This is a genomic window from Paenibacillus chibensis, from assembly GCF_004001045.1.
Classification (GTDB): domain Bacteria; phylum Bacillota; class Bacilli; order Paenibacillales; family Paenibacillaceae; genus Paenibacillus_AQ; species Paenibacillus_AQ chibensis.
Genome location: NZ_BIMK01000017.1, coordinates 14417 through 32067, shown reverse-complemented (window position 1 = coordinate 32067; position 17651 = coordinate 14417). Strand labels below are relative to the sequence as shown.

Here is a 17651-nt window from a genome sequence, read left to right as displayed (position 1 = left end):
CGTTTTCGAGGGTGTTTTTTATAGTGCTTCATTTGTCATCCACACTTCGATGAGGATCGAATGAATTCCGCCGTACAATGGAAGGAGAAAGTACTGTGGAGGAGAGATAAGCATGAACAAATCCATGTTCGAGACCAAACAGATTCAGCCCCGAATTTTGTATTACGGCACGCCTGTCGTGCTGCTTAACACGCTGAACGAGGATGAGAGCGTAAATATCAGTCCGATTTCGTCGTCATGGGCGCTGGGAGACCATATCATACTCGGACTCGGGCTGGGCGGGAAGGCCATCGAGAATTTGAGGCGTCATCCGGAGTGCGTGATCAACCTGCCAAGCCCTGCATTGTGGGCGAATGTGGAGCGTCTGGCCCCGTATACGGGCAAAGATCCCGTCCCCGAGTACAAGCGGGCTACCGGTTTTTCCTATGAAAAGGAAAAATTCAAAGCAGGCGGCTTCACGCCCGTTGAGTCGCTGTCGGTCAAGCCTTCCCGGATTGGGGAGTGTCCGATCCAGATCGAGGCCAAGGTGAATCATATCCGCGTTACAGACGCATTTGCCATCGTCGAGACGCAGGCGCTCCAAGTGCATGCGCATCCGGATATCGTGATGGGGGAGAACCATATTGATCCGGGGAAGTGGAGTCCCTTGATCTATAACTTCCGCCATTATTTCGGCCTCGGAGCGGAGCTGGGCAAAAGCTTCCGGTCGGAAACGTGAGTACGGAAACGGCTGCGGGTGTCAGGAAGGAACCCAATGAACTTGGCCGTTTGCGGCCCCGTGACGGGCGGGGAAACTTTTATCGGCTCGAAGCCGCCGTCTTTTTCGTTTATTTTAGATAAAAAAGTCGATTGCGGTTTTTAAATTGCGTCGTTTTCGTATAAGATGGAACTATATGTGCAATTACGGAAACGACAGGAGACAACCATGAATCAACCGCTTTATGGCGTATGGCTAGGTGACGTGTTTTTTTGTTTTTCGGGAGAGATGTCCGAACCGCGCGTGGATGCTTGGAGCAAGGTCGTCAGATCGCTGGTCATGACGGACGGCTCGAAGCCCTTTGCCCAGGCGGCGCTGCGGCTGGCGGAGCTGCGCTACCCGTCGCCTTCGGCCGGCGTGCGCACGGCGCGGCGCGGGGAGCGCCGGCAGCTGATGGGCCGCACCCTGGAGGGGCTGGCTTTAACGCCCGCTGACGCCTTTGCCATGCTGCTCGCTTGCGATGAAGAAGCATGCTCCCGGCTGGGCATTACGCCTGGCGCGGAGATGGGATATTGGTCCAAGGCGGCCAAGTTCGCGCTTGAGCTGCTGCTGCGCGGCCAGATAGCGCCCGGAACCTCTGCCGTATCAGCGGGAGGCACCAGGCGGCGTGCCGGCGTGCTTGCGGTGACGGGCAGCTGGAAGCCGAAGCTGAGAGAACCGCAGGATATCGAGCGTTTCCTGCAGCTGGCGGCGAGCATGCCACCGGTTGCGCTTGGCGTCCCTGCCCTGCTTCCCGGCGAGCCGCTCACGAAGCAGGCCGCAGCGGCAGCCGTGCTCCATTCCTTCCTGAGCGCGATGATCCACTCACGCGTCCAGGAGGTGGTGCGTGGCCAAGAGAGCAGGCTGTCGCGCTATCAAGCCGACTATCGCAGAGGCGCTTCGCCGTTGACGGAACTGTGGTGGAACAGCCTGCTGACTGTGAGCCGGACGATCGCCGTCCAGGGAAGCGTCGAGGAAATCGTCGCGCTCTCCGATGATGTGGCTTCGGTTGGCGCGACGGCTATTCCCGCGAGTCCGGAAGAAGAAGGTTCGCGGGAAGGGCTGCTGAAGCTGGGGCTTCGGCTTGCCCCGAGCCATTCGGAGGAGCAGGAGCGCTGGAACGTTTCGTTTTGGGCGGAGTTTCAGGATGAATTCGGCGCATGGCTGCCGATTGCCGCGATCTGGGGATACCATGAACGCGATATTCACCGCCGGGGAAAAGTATATGAAAACGTGCAGGAACAGATGCTGGGCCTGCTCGGGGAAGCAGCTGCGATTTCCCCCGAGATTGCGGGGGCGCTGCGCGTACCCGCGCCCCAAGGACTGGAGCTGACCTCTGAAGAGATGGTGGCTTTCGTCCGCAGCTCGGTTCCGCATCTGAATAAAGCCGGCATGACCGTGCAGATGCCGTCCAAATGGAGCCGGAAGGGACGCCGCAAGGTCGGCCTGTCGCTCAAAATGCAAACCGACGACAGTAAACCGGGGCTGCCGGTCATTGGCATGGAGCAGCTCGTATCGTTTCATGTCGAGGCTGCGCTCGAGGGGATGACGCTCACGCGCGAGGAGCTGGCTGAGCTGGCGGAATCCGCGCTGCCTTACGTGCAGTTTCGCGGGGAGTGGATCGAGCTGGATTTGAAGGAAATCCGGCAGGTGCTCCGCTATTTGAAGCGGCATGAGGAAGGCGAGATGGATCTGTCGGAATGGCTGCACCTGTCCGCCGAAGAAGGCGAAGAGCGGCTCTGGAAGGGTATTCCGGTGCTCGGGATCGAAACCGCGGGCTACCTACAGTCACTATTGGGAGAAGAGGGACCGCGCAAGGTGCCGGTCCGGCAGGTGCCCGCATCGCTTCACGGCGTGCTTCGCCCCTATCAGGAGCGCGGCTACCAGTGGTTATCGGCCATGAGGGATATGGGCTTCGGCGTTTGTTTGGCGGATGATATGGGTCTCGGGAAGACCATTCAGGTCATCACCTGCCTGCTGGAGCAGCATCGGAGCGATCTCAGCCCCGTGCTGATCGTATGCCCGACCTCGCTTCTGGGGAACTGGCAACGCGAGCTGCAGCGGTTTGCGCCGGACCTGAATCTCTATATTCATCACGGGAACCGCCGCCGGCACGGGACGGATTTTCTGCAGGAAGCGGCGAAGCATGATGTGGTCTTGACGACCTATCATCTGGCGGGACGCGATGGTCCGGATCTGGCTGCGATGACTTGGAGCTCCGTGGTTCTGGATGAAGCGCAGTACATCAAGAATCACCGCACAAAGCAGGCTCAGAGCGTGATGAAGCTTTCGGCTCCCCACCGCATCGCGATGACGGGAACGCCGGTGGAGAACCGCCTTGGCGAGCTGTGGTCGATCTTTCATTTCCTGAATCCGGGGTACCTCGGCTCGGCAACTTCGTTCCGGCAGCGTTATACGGCTGGGGACGTCGGCAGCGGGAAGCTGCAGGAGCTGCACAAGCTGGTCGCCCCGTTTATGCTGCGGCGGCTGAAGAGCGATCCGGATATCCGCAAGGATCTGCCGGAGAAGCTGGAGATCAAGTCCTACTGCACGCTTACGCCGGTGCAGGGAGCGATGTATCAGTCTGTGGTCGAGCAGGTTATGCAGCAGATCGGAAAAGAGACCGGTATTGCCCGCAAAGGCTTGGTGCTGTCCTCCTTGACCAAGCTGAAGCAGATCTGCGATTCGCCGCAGCTGCTCGGCAGGGAAGAAGCCAAAGGCACGAGGACGGAATCCTCCGGCAAAATGGAGCGTCTTTATGATTTGCTGGACAATATAGATGAAGCCGGGGAATCGGCACTGATTTTCACCCAGTACGTGGCGATGGGACATCTTATCGTCTCCAGGCTGGAGCAGCGGTATGGCGTGAAGCCGTTCTTTTTGCACGGGGGCGTCTCGAAAGCGGAACGGGATCAGATGGTGAACGCGTTTCAAAAGGGAGAGGGGGCGCGGTTTTTCGTGCTCTCCCTCAAAGCCGGCGGCGTTGGTCTGAACCTCACCCGCGCAAACCATGTGCTGCATTATGACCGGTGGTGGAATCCGGCGGTGGAGAATCAAGCCACGGACCGCGTATTCCGCATCGGCCAGAGCAAAAACGTACAGGTGCATAAGCTGATATGCCAAGGCACGCTCGAAGAGAGAATCGACGAGCTGATTGAACACAAAAAGGCGCTGTCCGAACAGGTCGTCGGCTCGGGTGAAACCTGGCTTACCGAAATGTCCGACCATGAGCTCCGGGAGCTGATTACGCTTCAGGGAGAGGACTGGATGTAAAGGACAGGGCAATCGATGACAGCAGACCGGGAGGGGTACTTGGTGACTAAGAAAAAAGAAGCATTCGAGCTGAGCATTGTACCCGGCTGGATTCATGCGGAAGAAGCCCGAGACCATACAAGCAGCGGGACGGAGGCGGGCTGGCGGGTAGATCTGCCTTGTCCGCAGCTTGCTCCCGAGGAGCGGGCGGAGATCATCGAGCATTTTACGGACGATCCTCTTGAGCTGAATGCTCTTCTGAAAAATCATCTGCCGGCATGGCTGGATGAAAGGATATCTCCGAAGCATTCCCCGGAAGCGGCGAAGGCGGAATGCCGCTGCGGGGAAACCGGATGCAAGCATGTTCCGGCCGTGATCCAGGCTGCGGAGCAGAAGCTTCAGGAAGAGCCGCTGCTCTGGCTTACCCTGATCGGACTTTCCCGCGAGGAGCTGCTGGACGCCGTTTTCCGGGGCTGGGCGGAAACGATGCCGGAGGCTGCTGAATCGTCGGATGACGAAGCGCTGGGCAGGCTGGAAGAGAAGGGGAAAACCGGACCCTCGGCAGGAGAATGGCTTGCGGAAGCGGCGGAGCAGGGGAAGCTGCACGAGCCGGGAGCAGGTTACCGGGATATAGCGTTTCATTTGAACGCCAAGCCGGAGGGGGAGCCGCGTATCGACAACTGGACGCCGCTTCTGCCGAATATCAAAGCGGTGCAGCAGGTGGTCGCGCAGCTGACTTCGGAGACGGCCGCCAAAGCATGGGAAGACTTAAGCGGCAAGCAGGATCCACAATCACGCCGTAAGGAACGCCGATAATCCACAGCGGATTATCGGCGTTTTTGGCATATTCGGATTCAACCCTTTCCGGGTTCCCGCAAAGAACCTGTAAGGACTTCGGAGCGAGACCTCACTTTATAGGTTATTTTGCTGCTTTTCCTCGAATCAAGTACAATGGACATATGACATGTATGACAGGAAAAGCAGAGTAAGGAGAATGATGATGAGCAAGCAAGCTTGGAAAAGGGGATTGTTTACATGCCTGCTGATAACCGCATTGGTCCTGCCGACTGCGGTCTTGAGCGGCTGTGACAAAACCGGCGGTTCCGACAAGGAGCAGGGACAAGCCCTGAAGGGCGCAGGTCAAGGCGGACAGGAAGGGCAGGTTCCTGCCGATCCGGTCATGGCCAAACGCAGCGAAAGCGCGCTTCAGGCTACGATCAAGGAAGTGGACGGGAAGGAAGTCGTGACGAATCCGGAAGCGATGACCGTTATTGTGAACAAGCAGCGCAGTCTGCCGGACGGATATGAACCGACGGACCTTGTGGAGCCGAACGTTCCGTTCTCATTCGACGGCCCGCACGAGAAACGCCATTTGCGGAAGGAAGCGGCCGATGCGCTCGAGAAGCTGTTTGCCGGGGCCAAGGAGGACGGCATCGAGCTTCGCGCGGTGTCCGGTTACCGTTCCTACAGCCGGCAAAAATCCATTTTCCAGAACAATGTGCGGACGAAGGGCGAAGAGTATGCTTCCCGCGTGAGCGCCATACCGGGAATGAGCGAGCATCAGACGGGTCTCGCCATCGACGTCTCTAGCCCAAGCGCGAAGAATGAGCTGGAGGAGAGCTTCGGTGACACCACGGAAGGGAAATGGCTTGCAGAGCATGCGGCGGATTACGGCTTCGTGATCCGGTATCTGAAGGACCGGGAGGATGTTACAGGCTACGTGTACGAGCCGTGGCACATCCGCTACATCGGTACGGATTTGGCGCAGGACGTGTATAAGAGCGGCATGACGCTGGAAGAGTATTTTGACGAGGCGAATATTAAACTGTAGGCTAAACGAAGAAAAGGACGGACAGGCAGGGTGCCTGTTCCGTCCTTTTTGGCTTGCAAATGAATGAAGGGTCAATCCTCATGGATGGGCTGGAGCTCCTCCGCGACATACTCTCCGGCCTGAGCCAGAATCTCCTCGCGCAGGCGCAGCATCTGGTGGTCCAGCTTGTCGGCAGCTTCCGCGGCTTCCTTAAGCTCGCCGACGACATGGTTTGGAACACGCTTATCGTATTTATAATAGATGATATGCTCCATGCTGGCCCAGAAGTCCATGGCGAGCGTCCGCATCTGGATTTCAACCTTCATCCAGCGCGTGCCCTCAAACAGGATCAGGGGCACCGCCACGATGACATGCAGGCTTTGGTAGCCGTTTGGCTTGGGCTTGGCGATATAGTCCTTGATTTCGATAATGCGGATGTCATCCCGGTGCGCAAAATGATCGAGCAGGCGGTAAATATCCTGTACAAAAGCGCAAACGATCCGCATCCCGGCAATATCGTGAATATGGGTCAAAACATTGTCGAGTGTAAAATCAAAGCCCTTGCGCTCGAGCTTATTAATGATGCTTTTCGGTTCCTTGATCCGGACTTTAATATGTTCAATCGGACTGTAACCATCCTGAAGTTTCAGCTCCTTCTTGATGAGTTTAATCTTATTTTGGAGCTCTTCCAGGGCGAGCTGATAAAGCATCGGAAGCTTTTTCCATTCATTGAACTGATTCAGCAAATTGTTCTCGATATCGAGCTTCTGCAAATCCTTTAACGAGACAGAACCTGTGACAAGCTGATGATTCGATTCTTCTTTCAATGGACGTTCTCCTATATCTGCTTTTATTTTGAAAATCATGGCGGGCCGGTTCCGTGTTCCGGCTCTCTTTTCATTTTACCTGAAAGAAAGGAGCTTAGGCAAAACCTTACATAAAGAAATTTCGAAAAACATGAAAAGCCCCTGCGGAGCAAGGGGCTCGAATAGGAGCCTTTTACTGGGCAGGGGCTTCGGCTTGTTCTAGGCTACTTGTTCAGAGGAGAACCGTCATAGCCGTCATCGTGATAGTCGGTCTGATGAAGCTTGGGAAGAATGTTCATCTCGTCGATTAGCCGTTTGGTATCCTCGTCGCCGATTTGATGCAGATAGGCATATAATCCGATCAGCTTCTCATCGAATTCTTCCATGGCGTCATCGTGGTCGGCGGACTTGTACGGAACAAACGCTCTACGGAAGGTATATTCATCATCTTTGATCAGCTCGTTCATTCGATCCCGCAGATCGGTGACTTGGTCATCCGTCAGCATCATCTCGAATTCGGTGGAATCACCCGGTACGTCCTGGATCAGGTTATGCGTCACAGAAATATAATAGCGTTTCTTACCTTGTTCCATAAGAAAAGATCCCTCCCTCACCTATGCCTTTTTTGCTCCTGACGGATGCCCTGCATACGAAAGGAGGAATGTTCATGGCATAAATGGCTTTACTTTTTCTTACACGAAGCCGTCTTCTTTGAATCATTCTCGTGAGAGGCTTTGACGCCAAAAGCTTCCAGCAGAAAACGCGAGGGAGGTGCCGGCTTGCCGTGGTAATAGGCGGGCGAGCTTATGTAGAGCCTCTCTTTAGCCCGGGTGACCGCAACGTAAGCTAAACGGCGTTCCTCTTCGAGTGCCGCCTCGCGGATCTGCTGTTCGGAGGCGGCAGGGACGGTGGCTTTCATCTCTTCCGGTGGCTTCTCTTTCAAGGCTGTCCGGTGCGGGAGTATTCCTTCGCTTGCTCCGATCCAGTATACATACGGAAATTCAAGCCCTTTGGCCCGGTGGATCGTCATCAGTTGTACGGCGTCCCCGTCATGACGGTCCTTGAGGAGCTCCATCTGCGCATGGCGCCGCGACAGCTCGTCCGCATAGGTGACAAACTGTTCCACCGTATCAAAGCGCGCCGCGGCGCTTTCCAGCTCCTCCAGCGAGTCCAGGACCATCTCCTTGTATTGGGTATACACCAGAGGATCGCCCGCCTGAATGTACTTGTCATAGAAAAGGCGGCGCATTTCCTGCAGGGCATAGGCCGGCTTCATCGTTTGCAGCGATTTGATCAGCTTGATCCGCTCCTTCACGGCCGCCTGCTGAAAAGGCTGCAGCCGTTCCCAGCGCGTCAGGTGAATCAGCGGGTATTTCTTTCGCACCTGCTTTTCCTGCGCGGCAATGTAGGCGAGGCTTTCTTCTCTCGGAACGTACAGCGGACCGAGCGCGCCGGGCAGAGACTCCATCCGGCGTGGATTCAGGCTGAGCCGGAGATGATCCATCAGCGGCTTGATCAAGGTTTGATCATAAAACACGGAGGAGCCGCCATGCTGAACGAACGGGATCCCTCGCAGCAGCAGCTGTTCCAGCACGGAGCGGCTGCTGCCCGCGGTGCGGTGCAGAATCGCGATGTCTTTGTAAGAGGCATGCCGCAGTTTGACCTGCTCGGTAATGTGAGCGACCACCCAGGCCGCCTCTTCCTCGGGATGCGCAGGGAGCGCGTAATGCGGCATGTAGCCCTTCGGTCCGGCCGCCTTCAGCACCTTGTCGCGCCGGAAGCGGTTGTGGCGGACGATGGCACTGCCCAGCCCGAGAATCCGGCTGTCGCTGCGGTAATTGATGTCGAGTATCACAATTTTGCTTTCCGGATAGATCTGATCAAATTCCAGGATGGATTCCTGCCGGGCTCCGTTGAACGTATATATGGTCTGGTCATCGTCGCCGACAACCGCAAGATTCCGGTGTGCCGCCGCGAGATACTGCACGAGCTCGTACTGGACGGTATTGGTGTCCTGAAATTCGTCCACCATCAGCCAGGTATAACGGCTCTGCAGCCGCTTGAGGAACATCCGGTCCTCCATGCGCCGCCGCAGCTGCAGCAGGATATCGTCGAAGTCCCACAAATGCCTTTCCTGCTTCCAAGCCTCATAGGCTTCCAGTATCCGTTTAATGGAGGCTTCCTCGGCGGATTGGTCAGGCAGCTCTTCGACGCCCCGGCCCTGCATTTTCCATGCCGACAATGCGGCCAGCAGCGTTTCCGGCTGATAAGTCTGGGAAGGATCATGCCGGCGCAGAATCATTTTCATGATGGTTTGCTGGGCGTGGGACTCTCCCATAATTTGCTCCTTGCAGCCGTCCCTTCGCAGCAGCAGGAGCGCAAAAGAGTGAAAGGTCCGCGCTTCCACGGACTGGGCTGCCGCGGGACTGACGCCGGGCATCCGGCCGATCCGTTCCTTGATTTCCTTGGCTGCCTTACTCGTAAATGTAACCAGCAGAATGCTGGAAGGCGCAATGCGGCGCACGGCTATCAGATAAGCGGTCCGCGCCGCCAGCACGGTCGTTTTTCCGCAGCCGGCGCCGGCAAGAATGAGCATCGGGCCTTCCCCGTGGCGTACCGCTTTAATTTGTGGAGCGTTCAGCAGGATGTCGTGGCGCTCCAAATCCCTGAAGAAGAAGGCGTCGGCCGCCTGCTCTTTCACCAGCTCGCGGCTGGTGAGGGCGGGAGCTGACTTGGCCTCCGGAGCCTTAGAGGAAGACGGCACCAGTGCCGGAACGCTGGTGAGGGTCAGCGGGTTGTTTTCCATGGCTGCATCCTCCTTTGATGTCTGTTCATAATTATGAGGGGATTGCTTTTTTCACAAGCGCCCCTTAAATTTGGTATGATATAACCACCTCAAAATGCATGCAGTCCATTATACCCCGAGAAGACGGCGGACGAGAAGGCTGAAGCGAAAGGTTGAGGAGATTTCACAGCAGGGCCCGGGCATGGTATCTTTGTAACAAGAGGATTTCAATCATCCCCTTGAAATGTTCATCATGCAAATAAATAATGAAAAAAAACAATATGAATGAATTCGGGTATATATATTGAACGCAAAATGGCATTTGCCTTCATTCCCCTGGATGGATTGGGACAAGAGGATCCGTTTTCGTTCGATATGTAGAGAAAATGACATGTTTCATGGGATGAGTTTTTTGAAAAATGGAGGAGAAAACCGATGAATATCTTGCAACGTATCAAGGATGGAGCGAACCGCGCAACCGAAAAGGCGCAGGGAGCCGTTGAAGTCGGCAAGCTGAACGGGCAAATCGCCGAGATAGAGAAGGAAATGGAGCTTCATTTCATGGAAATGGGCCGGGCTTTTTATGAGGGGTACCAGATCGAGGACCTGACTTCGGCCGAACGCGAAATGATGAAGCACTCCAAAGCATGTGACAGCCTGCAAACGGAAATCGACGAGATTCGCCAGCGTATCGCTGAGCTGAAGAACGAAAAGCTGTGCCAATGCGGACGTACGGTGGAGCTTGACGCCAATTTCTGCCCGGCCTGCGGGCGGAATTTGCGCGGAGAGACGCATACGGAGAAACGGCCCGAGTCCCGGGCAGCCTCTTCGGCCGCCGTATTCGAGAGCGAAGATTTCGGGGAAACCAAAATTTACCGGGAGCCCGTGGTCAGAAATGATGAAGTTGAAGATGAAGACTCCGATGAGGTCCGCCTCTTTCACCGGGAAGAAACCGGGGCTTCCGCTGAACGTGCCTATGATTTCGATGATTATGATCCCAAGTCGAGCTGGGATGAGCCGGATGAAGAGGAGCTGTACCCGGACGAACGGGAACGCCGGCAGTCGGAAGAGCTGGAGCGCGAGCGTGAACGCCAGCTGGAGCTGGATCGCCGCATCCGTTACTGGAAGGACAATAATGACGGACCGGTTGAAAAGCCCATCGCCGACTCAACGCGCGATACGGTCAAATGCCAGATCTGCCGGGCCGATCTCCCCAAAGGCTCCAAATGGTGCCCGCGATGCGGAGCGGAACAAATATAATTTCATGCCTTGAATCATATATCTTATGGAGTAACCATGGTTTTCTGCACTTATGCATACGGGAATGACCGCATTCGGATAGCGCAATAGGAAACACAAGGGTTTTTCGCAGCTTGGGAGGACAAGATGATGGAACAATTGCTACAGCATCTGCGGAATTTGGGTTTTACGGAGATGGAAGCAAAAATTATGGTGGAGCTGGCCGGCAGGGGGCCATCTTCGGGCTATGAAGTGGCGAAAGGGCTTGGCGTGTCGCGCTCAAACGTGTACGCCGCCCTGCAGCGCCTGTCACAGCACGGATTTTTGCGGCGCAGCGCAGGGGAACCCGTCCGATACAGCATGCTGAAGCCTGAAGAATTAACGCAGATGATTTCCGGACAGGTCAAGGAATCGTTGTCCTTTATTGAAACGAGAATGCCGCGCGTGGAAACGGAACAGCAGCCCTTTTACAGCGTGGAGGGAGACCGCAATGTCATGGAGACGCTAACCCGCGAGCTCGAACGGGCCGAGCATGAAATCGTCGTGGACGTTTGGCGCGAGGAAGCATCGCTGGTCAGACAGGGACTGGAGGATGCCGAACGGCGCGGGGTCAAGTTGCTCTGGTCCTGCCTCGGCACGGATGCTGCCGTCAGCCGCCTGCTCCCTTGGCCGTCGCTCGGACAGGAACCGGCCGGGATCGACATGGGCCGGCGATTCTCATTCGTGATTGACCGCCGCTGGTGCATGCTCGGCATGCGCGGGGAGGACTGCGCGACGCAGGGGCTCGTGACCGAGCATCCGGTGATGGTGGAGCTTTTGCTTCATCATTTTACACAGGAAATGGTGCTGTTCGAACTGGAACAGGACATCGGGGAAGAACTCGCAGAACGTTACGGGCCCAGGTATGAACGGATTTACCGCAAATACGTCGGACCCGATCCGGCGCAAGCACCGGAAGATGAGCATATGTCTGTACAGGAAAAGGACGCCTAAGGCGCCCTTTTAACTTTACCTTTAAAAACGGAAGTATTCGCTAGAGCTTCTTCAGTTCTTTGAATACATGGAGATAATCATCACTTTTATGAGGCACGAATTGTTGTAATATTAAAGTGGTATCAAAAATTTGGGCGCTGTCCCTTTCATCCTGCGCGGAAAGGATGCCCGAAGCCTTAATGGCGGAAACGCGTCTTTCAAAAAGCGCGATGGCGTCATCCAGATCCGTTTCATACAGTCCGGCGACTTCTTCCTTTTGGAGGCGGAAAGCGGTAAGCGGGAGGTTCAGCAGGTAGCCGAAGACGAAGCATTTCTCCCGGTCGATGAAGGCTTGGCCGCCGGCGGTGCCGGTTGCGTAATAATCAATGGTGCCAAGGGAGGTCAGCTGATCCATCCGGACGGGGATACCGAGTTCCTCTTCCACCTCGCGGACGGCGTCCTCGACGGTTTCGCCTGCGGACAGATGGCCGGCTGCCGTAATGTCGAAGAGACCCGGGAAGGTATCTTTGGTGTCCTGGCGCTTTTGAAACAGGATCTTGCGTCCTTCCGGCGTATCCCTTGCGATCCAGCAGTGGAAGGAATGGTGGAGATAGCCTTTGGCATGAACCTCATTCCGAGGTGCGGTACCGATTTTCTGGTCGTGCTCATCATAAATATCGAATAATTCCTGGCTCATGGCTGCAACAACTCCTCCGGGCAAATTCAAATCATGAATATTATCCCGCAGGTTCGATTGCATGGCAAGCTGGGGCCCGGTTGAAGGATAGGGTTCATAAAATCATGGGAAAGTGAGAGATGGTCATGGAATGCATCGTTCGTTTCGAAGTGAAGTACAGGCAGGAGTTGAAGCGTCTAAGGGGATTGCTTTTTATCGAGAAGGGGAAGAAGCCCGAAACCCGGCAGCTGCTGGAGATGTTTAAGGATATGAAATACGAGGTGGCTTTAACCGATCCGGACCGGCTGCTGTTCACTCCGGTAGCGGCAGGAGCGGACTACGAGTACATTCGCATCACGGAGCTGGATACCGGCGAGGAGAAATACACGGAGGATCGGGATTTGAAGAACCTGATCGGCAGCCTTCTGCCCCAGCGCCCGCCGGGATTGTAGCCGCGGGCTGTCCCGCGGCCTTCATCCGGCTGATTGCCGGTTCGATTAGACTCAGCCATGCTCCGGAGCTGCGTCAAGCACGGAAGTGCAGTGAGCGCAGCGGCTGGCAGCGGCAGGGATCTCGGATAAGCAGTAGGGGCATTCCTTGGTCGTTTTCTCAGGCTCCGGCTTATCATGTTCCCTGTTTTTGATCCAGTTAATGCCCTTCACCAGCATGAAAATGCAAAACGCCACAATCAGAAAATCGAGAACAACGTTGATGAATTGGCCGATGGCGATGACGGGCGCTCCGACCTTCTGAGCATCCGCCAGCGTATGGATCGGAGTTCCGTCAGACAGTTTCAGATCAGGCTTAAGCGGAATGATCAGATCCTTAAAGTTGACGCCCCCCAGCAGGAGCCCGATCGGCGGCATAATAATGTCGTTGACGATGGACGTGACGATTTTGCCGAACGCACCGCCGATAATGACGCCGACGGCCAGATCGACGACGTTGCCGCGAACGGCAAACTCCTTGAATTCATTAATAAAACCCTTCATTATGGTTACCTCCAGACTCTTTCTATGATTCTATGAATCGTATGTGACAATCTCATTATCACATCAGAATCTATTATCAAATTGATTCAAGTATAAACGAGATTGGGGTCAAAATCAGCAATTTCGATGAATTTCCGGGCTGTATCGCCACCCTCCATCAAATACCTCTTTCTTTTTATGCCGGTTATGCGGTATACTTCATGCATTGTCTATACGTTTACTGAAAACTTTCATAAGGCTTCTCGTATATGTGCAGGAATGGGCCTGCATGTCTCTACCCGATCACCGGAATGGTCGGACTACGGGAATGACGAATGGTCGGGCGCTTGTCCCGACGTCTTTGAGTTGTTTCCGTGAGTCCGTCCTGAAACCGAGCGCTGCCTGCAAGGCTGCGCCTGGAAGAGGCGGGCTTTTTTGTTGTTTTTCGGAGAATGCGAACCATGGAGATTTGAAGGGGGAAAAGTAATGCAATTGTTAAAGCAAAAAGTGATGAACGAAGGTATTGTGCTCAGCAACCAGGTACTGAAGGTCGATTCGTTTCTGAACCACCAGATGGATCCTGTTCTCATGAAGGAAGTGGGAAAGGAATTCAAGCGTCTGTTCTCAGACCAAAAGATTGACCGTGTGCTTACGATAGAATCCTCCGGGATCGCGCCGGGCATCATGACCGCCTTGGAGCTAGAAGTGCCTCTGATTTTTGCGCGCAAGCAGAAATCGCTCACGCTGCGGGAGGATATTTATGTGGAAAAGGTCTTCTCCTTTACGAAACAGGAAACGAACGAAATTACGGTTTCCCGCAAGTTCATCCAGCCGGGCGAACGGGTGCTGATCGTGGATGATTTCCTGGCGAACGGCGAAGCGGCCTTCGGGCTCGCGCGGATCGTGGAGCAGGCCGGAGCGGAGGTCGCCGGCATCGGCATCGTGATCGAAAAGGCTTTCCAGCCGGGCGGCCGTCTGCTGCAGGAAGCAGGCTACCGCGTAGAGTCGCTGGTCCGGATCGCGGCTCTCGACAACGGCACCGTCACGTTTGCGGAGTAGCACTCCTTATCGACCGTGATCGGCAGCTTACATGCATTTACTTGCAGGCGTAAAATGAAAAACCACTTTCTGGGAGGAATCTTTCCGTGGAACGGAACCAACAAGGGCAGCACCAAGCTTCTATGATGAAAAACAGGAATCCTTTCAAGACTTTCTCGCTCGGCATTCAGCACGTGCTGGCCATGTATGCCGGCGCCGTCATCGTGCCGCTGATCGTAGGTAATGCACTCCATTTCACGACCGAGCAGCTCACATACCTCATTGCGATTGACTTAATGGCTTGCGGTCTGGCTACACTGCTTCAGGCATGGGGCAACCGTTTCTTCGGCATCGGACTGCCCGTGATGCTCGGATGCGCTTTTCAGGCGGTATCGCCGATGATTGCTATCGGTCTGAAAGACGGCGTATCTGCAATATACGGTGCGATCATCGCTTCGGGCCTCTTCGTTGTTTTATTCTCGGGGCTATTCGGCAAGCTGATTGCTTTATTTCCGCCAGTCGTTACCGGTTCCGTCGTGACGGTGATCGGGGTGACGCTGGTTCCGGTCGCGCTGAACGATCTTGGCGGTGGCGACGGAGCCAAGGCGGTCGGAGAATTCGGAAGCTTGCTGAATCTCGGACTCGGCTTCGGAGTATTGATATTCATCATTTTGATGAACCGTTTCGCAAAAGGCTTTATCCGCTCGATATCGGTTCTGATCGGGCTGATTATCGGCACGCTGGTCGCGGCGGCAACCGGGCATGTGGACTTGACGCCTCTGAAGGAAGCTGGCTGGTTCCATGCGGTCAGACCGTTCTATTTTGGAGCTCCGACCTTCCATGTCTCCTCGATTCTGACTATGATTCTCGTGGCGATCGTCAGTATCGCGGAATCGACAGGCGTGTTCATGGCGCTCGGAAAGATCGTCGACAAGGACATTTCCTCCAAGGATCTCGCCAAGGGATACCGGGCTGAGGGTCTGGCGATCGTGCTGGGCGGCTTGTTTAACTCGTTTCCTTACACCACTTATTCGCAAAACGTCGGTCTGGTGCAAATGAGCCGCGTGAAGACACGGGACGTTATTTTCGTGGCGGGGGGCATCCTGATCGTGATCGGCTTCGTGCCGAAAATCGCCGCACTCACCCAGCTCGTTCCGACTTCGGTGCTCGGCGGCGCGATGGTGGCCCTGTTCGGAATGGTCGTCTCGTCCGGTATCCGGATGCTTGGAGGCCAAGTGGACCTGAATAAATTCGAGAATCTGTTTATTATCGCCTGCTCAGTAGGCATGGGGCTTGGCGTCAGCGTAAGCCCGGACCTGTTCAAGGTGCTTCCGGATTGGGCCCGCATTCTCGTCGACAACGGCATTGTGGCCGGAAGTGTGACGGCGATCGTGCTCAACCTGCTGTTCAATGGACTTAAGGGAGGAAGGCTTCCGAATACGGAAGATGCAGGAATGAAAGAAGGACAAGCCGCCTAAGCGGGCTTGTCCTTCTTTTTTTGGATTTCAGAACGTTCTGCGGGTCATTCGGTATCTAGTATTCTATGATTTCATTTTCAACGGATTATACAGCATACACCTGCAGCGCGCTTGGCTCCACGAATATATCGAACGGCCCGGTGGACATGTTCTCCCCATCGCCCAGGGCAAGCCGCTGCTGTTCGAAATGAACGGACATCTCCTTGCCCCGCATGAAAGTCACGAAAGGCAGATGCACATGCTTTCCGCTAAGCACGGTCGGAAACAGGCGGAGGAGCTGCAGGCGAGAGCAGCCATGCACGATGCAAATATCCAGCTGCCCGTCACCGGGATGGGCCTCGGGACAAATATGCAGTCCGCCGCCGTAGCTTTTGACGTTGGAGATGGCGGTAAGCCAGGCGCCGGAATAGGTCGACGTCACGCCATCGCAGGTCACAGTGACGCTGCACGGCTTGAAGGTCATGAGCGTATGCAGGATGCCGACAATGTAGGCCGCTCTGCCGACGCGGAAAAAGTTGCAGACCTTTTTATACAGGCTGGTGTTGACGTTCTCGGCGACCTGCGCGTCGAAGCCGATCGCGAGTGCCGTCAGCGTCAAGCCGCCGGAGGTGACGATCAGGTCGGCCGCCGTGGTTTGTCCGGAGAGCATGACCTCAAGCGCCGACAGCGGATCATGCGGGATGCCGAAGCCGCGCGCGGTGTCATTGCCTGAACCTGCAGGAATAACGGCGAGCGGAATGCTGAAGTCTTTCAGTACGGGCAGCACGCTGTGAATCGTGCCATCGCCACCAATGACGGCCACACCCTGCCAATGCTCCGTCTCGGAGAGGGTGTCTGCGATGAGGCTGGCCGCCTGTTCGGCGCTTTCGGTAAACAGATAGCGGTACTGGATCGCCTTGGAATCAAGCGCGTCCTTGATTTTAAGCCAGGTACGGTACCCGTGGCCATTGCCCGACTTTTTGTTGACTACAAACAGATACATTCGATTTCCCCCATGTCATTCAATGAACCCTTTATCTTTATTGTAAGAAGTTCAAGGTGAAAAGGGAACCCTGAAATAATGGACATATGGAAGGTTTCACAGATGACGGAGCTGTTTCTCGGCAAAATCACCGATCCAGGGAAGCTTCAGCCATTTTCCCTGCAGCGAGCTGAAGAGCAGCACGATCCACATGACCACCGTCACAATGGAGAGGAGTCCGGCGACCAGCGGGCCGATCAGGGGAATAAAGCCGCAGAGGACATGGGCGATCATGACGGCCCCAAAAGCGAAAACCGACTGCAGGGCATGAAACAGGACGAAGCGGCTGCGCTTCTCCAGCGCAAGAAATACGATGCCGCCGATGAAGGCGAATAAGTAACAGAGCGTTGCGGCGATATTTTCGGGCAGGCCGGTGGAGGATTTGAAAAAAGGGGACATAAAGTGACCACTCCTTGTCTGACTTCGGATTGTTGTATACATATGTCCGGCACAGACAAGTTATGTGAAGCAAAAAAAGCATCCGGCTTCTTCGGATGCTTTTTTGCATAGCTTATTCAAATGTGACACTGCCGAAGGCTAGGAAGCGTCGCCGCCCTGGTGCTGCTTGCGCGGATGCGTGATTTTGCCGATCTTGTCGGTATCGTTCTCTTTCGGTACCAAGCGGGGGTCCGTCCGGCCATCGTGATGGTTATCGTAAATGAATTCGCTCAGCTGCCATTCGGTCGTGCCAAGCATCGGATCGGAGGGGAAGTCTTGTCCCCGGTGCAGCACTTCTTCGCGGCCCCACTCATTGGTGTACACCCCATCGACTTCGACTTCTTCACGGGAAACGGGCAGCATCGCTTTGTCTTTATTGTTCATTCCTTAAGTCCTCCTTCATGGCGCTGTCGGAAACAATGATGCAGA

Annotated in this window: 17 protein-coding genes and 1 riboswitch; of the genes, 9 read left to right on the top strand and 8 right to left on the bottom strand. The window is 55.3% G+C overall.

Annotated elements, in window-relative coordinates:
* The first annotated feature begins 112 nt into the window (after positions 1 to 112).
* The 4 genes from PCH05_RS14525 (at position 113) to PCH05_RS14510 (ending at position 5819) form a co-directional block, all read left to right on the top strand.
* Positions 113 to 718, top strand: coding sequence for a flavin reductase family protein (locus PCH05_RS14525; protein ID WP_127603123.1), 606 nt, complete (start codon positions 113 to 115; stop codon positions 716 to 718).
* A gap of 207 nt (positions 719 to 925) precedes the next feature.
* The gene (locus PCH05_RS14520; RefSeq protein ID WP_127603122.1) at positions 926 to 4009 is read left to right on the top strand and encodes a DEAD/DEAH box helicase; all 3084 of its coding nucleotides are present in this window, start codon (positions 926 to 928) and stop codon (positions 4007 to 4009) included.
* 42 nt (positions 4010 to 4051) lie between these two features.
* On the top strand, positions 4052 to 4804 hold the full coding sequence (locus tag PCH05_RS14515) for a hypothetical protein (RefSeq protein ID WP_127603121.1): 753 nt from the start codon (positions 4052 to 4054) through the stop codon (positions 4802 to 4804).
* 184 nt (positions 4805 to 4988) lie between these two features.
* Positions 4989 to 5819 (top strand): M15 family metallopeptidase, encoded by an 831-nt coding sequence (locus PCH05_RS14510; protein ID WP_127603120.1) that lies wholly within the window; start codon positions 4989 to 4991, stop codon positions 5817 to 5819.
* A 71-nt stretch (positions 5820 to 5890) separates the two neighbouring features.
* On the opposite strand, the gene PCH05_RS14505 is transcribed toward PCH05_RS14510, so the two are convergent.
* The 3 genes from PCH05_RS14505 to PCH05_RS14495 all read right to left on the bottom strand — a co-directional run bounded on the left by PCH05_RS14505 (position 5891) and on the right by PCH05_RS14495 (position 9410).
* Entirely contained in the window at positions 5891 to 6508 is a 618-nt protein-coding gene (locus tag PCH05_RS14505) for a GTP pyrophosphokinase (RefSeq protein ID WP_371860551.1), read from the bottom strand.
* 320 nt (positions 6509 to 6828) lie between these two features.
* Entirely contained in the window at positions 6829 to 7197 is a 369-nt protein-coding gene (locus PCH05_RS14500; RefSeq protein WP_127603118.1) for a hypothetical protein, read from the bottom strand.
* Positions 7198 to 7286: 89 nt separating this feature from the next.
* Positions 7287 to 9410 carry an ATP-dependent helicase gene (locus PCH05_RS14495; protein WP_127603117.1) on the bottom strand — a complete coding sequence of 708 codons (2124 nt, stop codon included), beginning with the start codon at positions 9408 to 9410 and terminating at the stop codon, positions 7287 to 7289.
* Positions 9411 to 9824: 414 nt separating this feature from the next.
* On the opposite strand from PCH05_RS14495, the gene PCH05_RS14490 reads away from it, so the two are divergent.
* Positions 9825 to 10649, top strand: a complete 825-nt coding sequence (locus PCH05_RS14490) for a zinc ribbon domain-containing protein (protein ID WP_127603116.1) — start codon at positions 9825 to 9827, stop codon at positions 10647 to 10649.
* 129 nt (positions 10650 to 10778) lie between these two features.
* On the top strand, positions 10779 to 11621 hold the full coding sequence (locus PCH05_RS14485) for a TrmB family transcriptional regulator (RefSeq protein ID WP_127603115.1): 843 nt from the start codon (positions 10779 to 10781) through the stop codon (positions 11619 to 11621).
* A 40-nt stretch (positions 11622 to 11661) separates the two neighbouring features.
* On the opposite strand, the gene PCH05_RS14480 is transcribed toward PCH05_RS14485, so the two are convergent.
* On the bottom strand, positions 11662 to 12297 hold the full coding sequence (locus tag PCH05_RS14480; RefSeq protein WP_127603114.1) for an NUDIX hydrolase: 636 nt from the start codon (positions 12295 to 12297) through the stop codon (positions 11662 to 11664).
* Between the two features lie 125 nt (positions 12298 to 12422).
* Here PCH05_RS14480 and PCH05_RS14475 point away from each other — a divergent pair, with 125 nt between their 5' ends.
* The gene (locus tag PCH05_RS14475) at positions 12423 to 12728 is read left to right on the top strand and encodes a hypothetical protein (RefSeq protein WP_174806270.1); all 306 of its coding nucleotides are present in this window, start codon (positions 12423 to 12425) and stop codon (positions 12726 to 12728) included.
* A gap of 51 nt (positions 12729 to 12779) precedes the next feature.
* Here PCH05_RS14475 and mscL read toward each other — a convergent pair whose 3' ends face one another.
* The gene (mscL, locus tag PCH05_RS14470) at positions 12780 to 13268 is read right to left on the bottom strand and encodes a large conductance mechanosensitive channel protein MscL (protein WP_127603112.1); all 489 of its coding nucleotides are present in this window, start codon (positions 13266 to 13268) and stop codon (positions 12780 to 12782) included.
* Between the two features lie 222 nt (positions 13269 to 13490).
* Positions 13491 to 13590: riboswitch (purine riboswitch) on the top strand.
* Positions 13591 to 13733: 143 nt separating this feature from the next.
* On the opposite strand from mscL, the gene PCH05_RS14465 reads away from it, so the two are divergent.
* Positions 13734 to 14306, top strand: coding sequence for a xanthine phosphoribosyltransferase (locus PCH05_RS14465; RefSeq protein ID WP_127603111.1), 573 nt, complete (start codon positions 13734 to 13736; stop codon positions 14304 to 14306).
* A 122-nt stretch (positions 14307 to 14428) separates the two neighbouring features.
* Complete coding sequence (locus tag PCH05_RS14460; protein ID WP_127603415.1) at positions 14429 to 15763, top strand: nucleobase:cation symporter-2 family protein; 1335 nt, start codon at positions 14429 to 14431, stop codon at positions 15761 to 15763.
* Between the two features lie 85 nt (positions 15764 to 15848).
* On the opposite strand, the gene PCH05_RS14455 is transcribed toward PCH05_RS14460, so the two are convergent.
* The 3 genes from PCH05_RS14455 to PCH05_RS14445 all read right to left on the bottom strand — a co-directional run bounded on the left by PCH05_RS14455 (position 15849) and on the right by PCH05_RS14445 (position 17606).
* The gene (locus tag PCH05_RS14455) at positions 15849 to 16745 is read right to left on the bottom strand and encodes a diacylglycerol/lipid kinase family protein (RefSeq protein ID WP_127603110.1); all 897 of its coding nucleotides are present in this window, start codon (positions 16743 to 16745) and stop codon (positions 15849 to 15851) included.
* Positions 16746 to 16841: 96 nt separating this feature from the next.
* On the bottom strand, positions 16842 to 17183 hold the full coding sequence (locus PCH05_RS14450) for a DUF4870 domain-containing protein (RefSeq protein ID WP_127603109.1): 342 nt from the start codon (positions 17181 to 17183) through the stop codon (positions 16842 to 16844).
* A 138-nt stretch (positions 17184 to 17321) separates the two neighbouring features.
* Positions 17322 to 17606: a transposase gene (locus tag PCH05_RS14445; RefSeq protein WP_127603108.1), complete on the bottom strand. Its 285-nt coding sequence runs from the start codon at positions 17604 to 17606 to the stop codon at positions 17322 to 17324.
* Positions 17607 to 17651 lie beyond the last annotated feature (45 nt).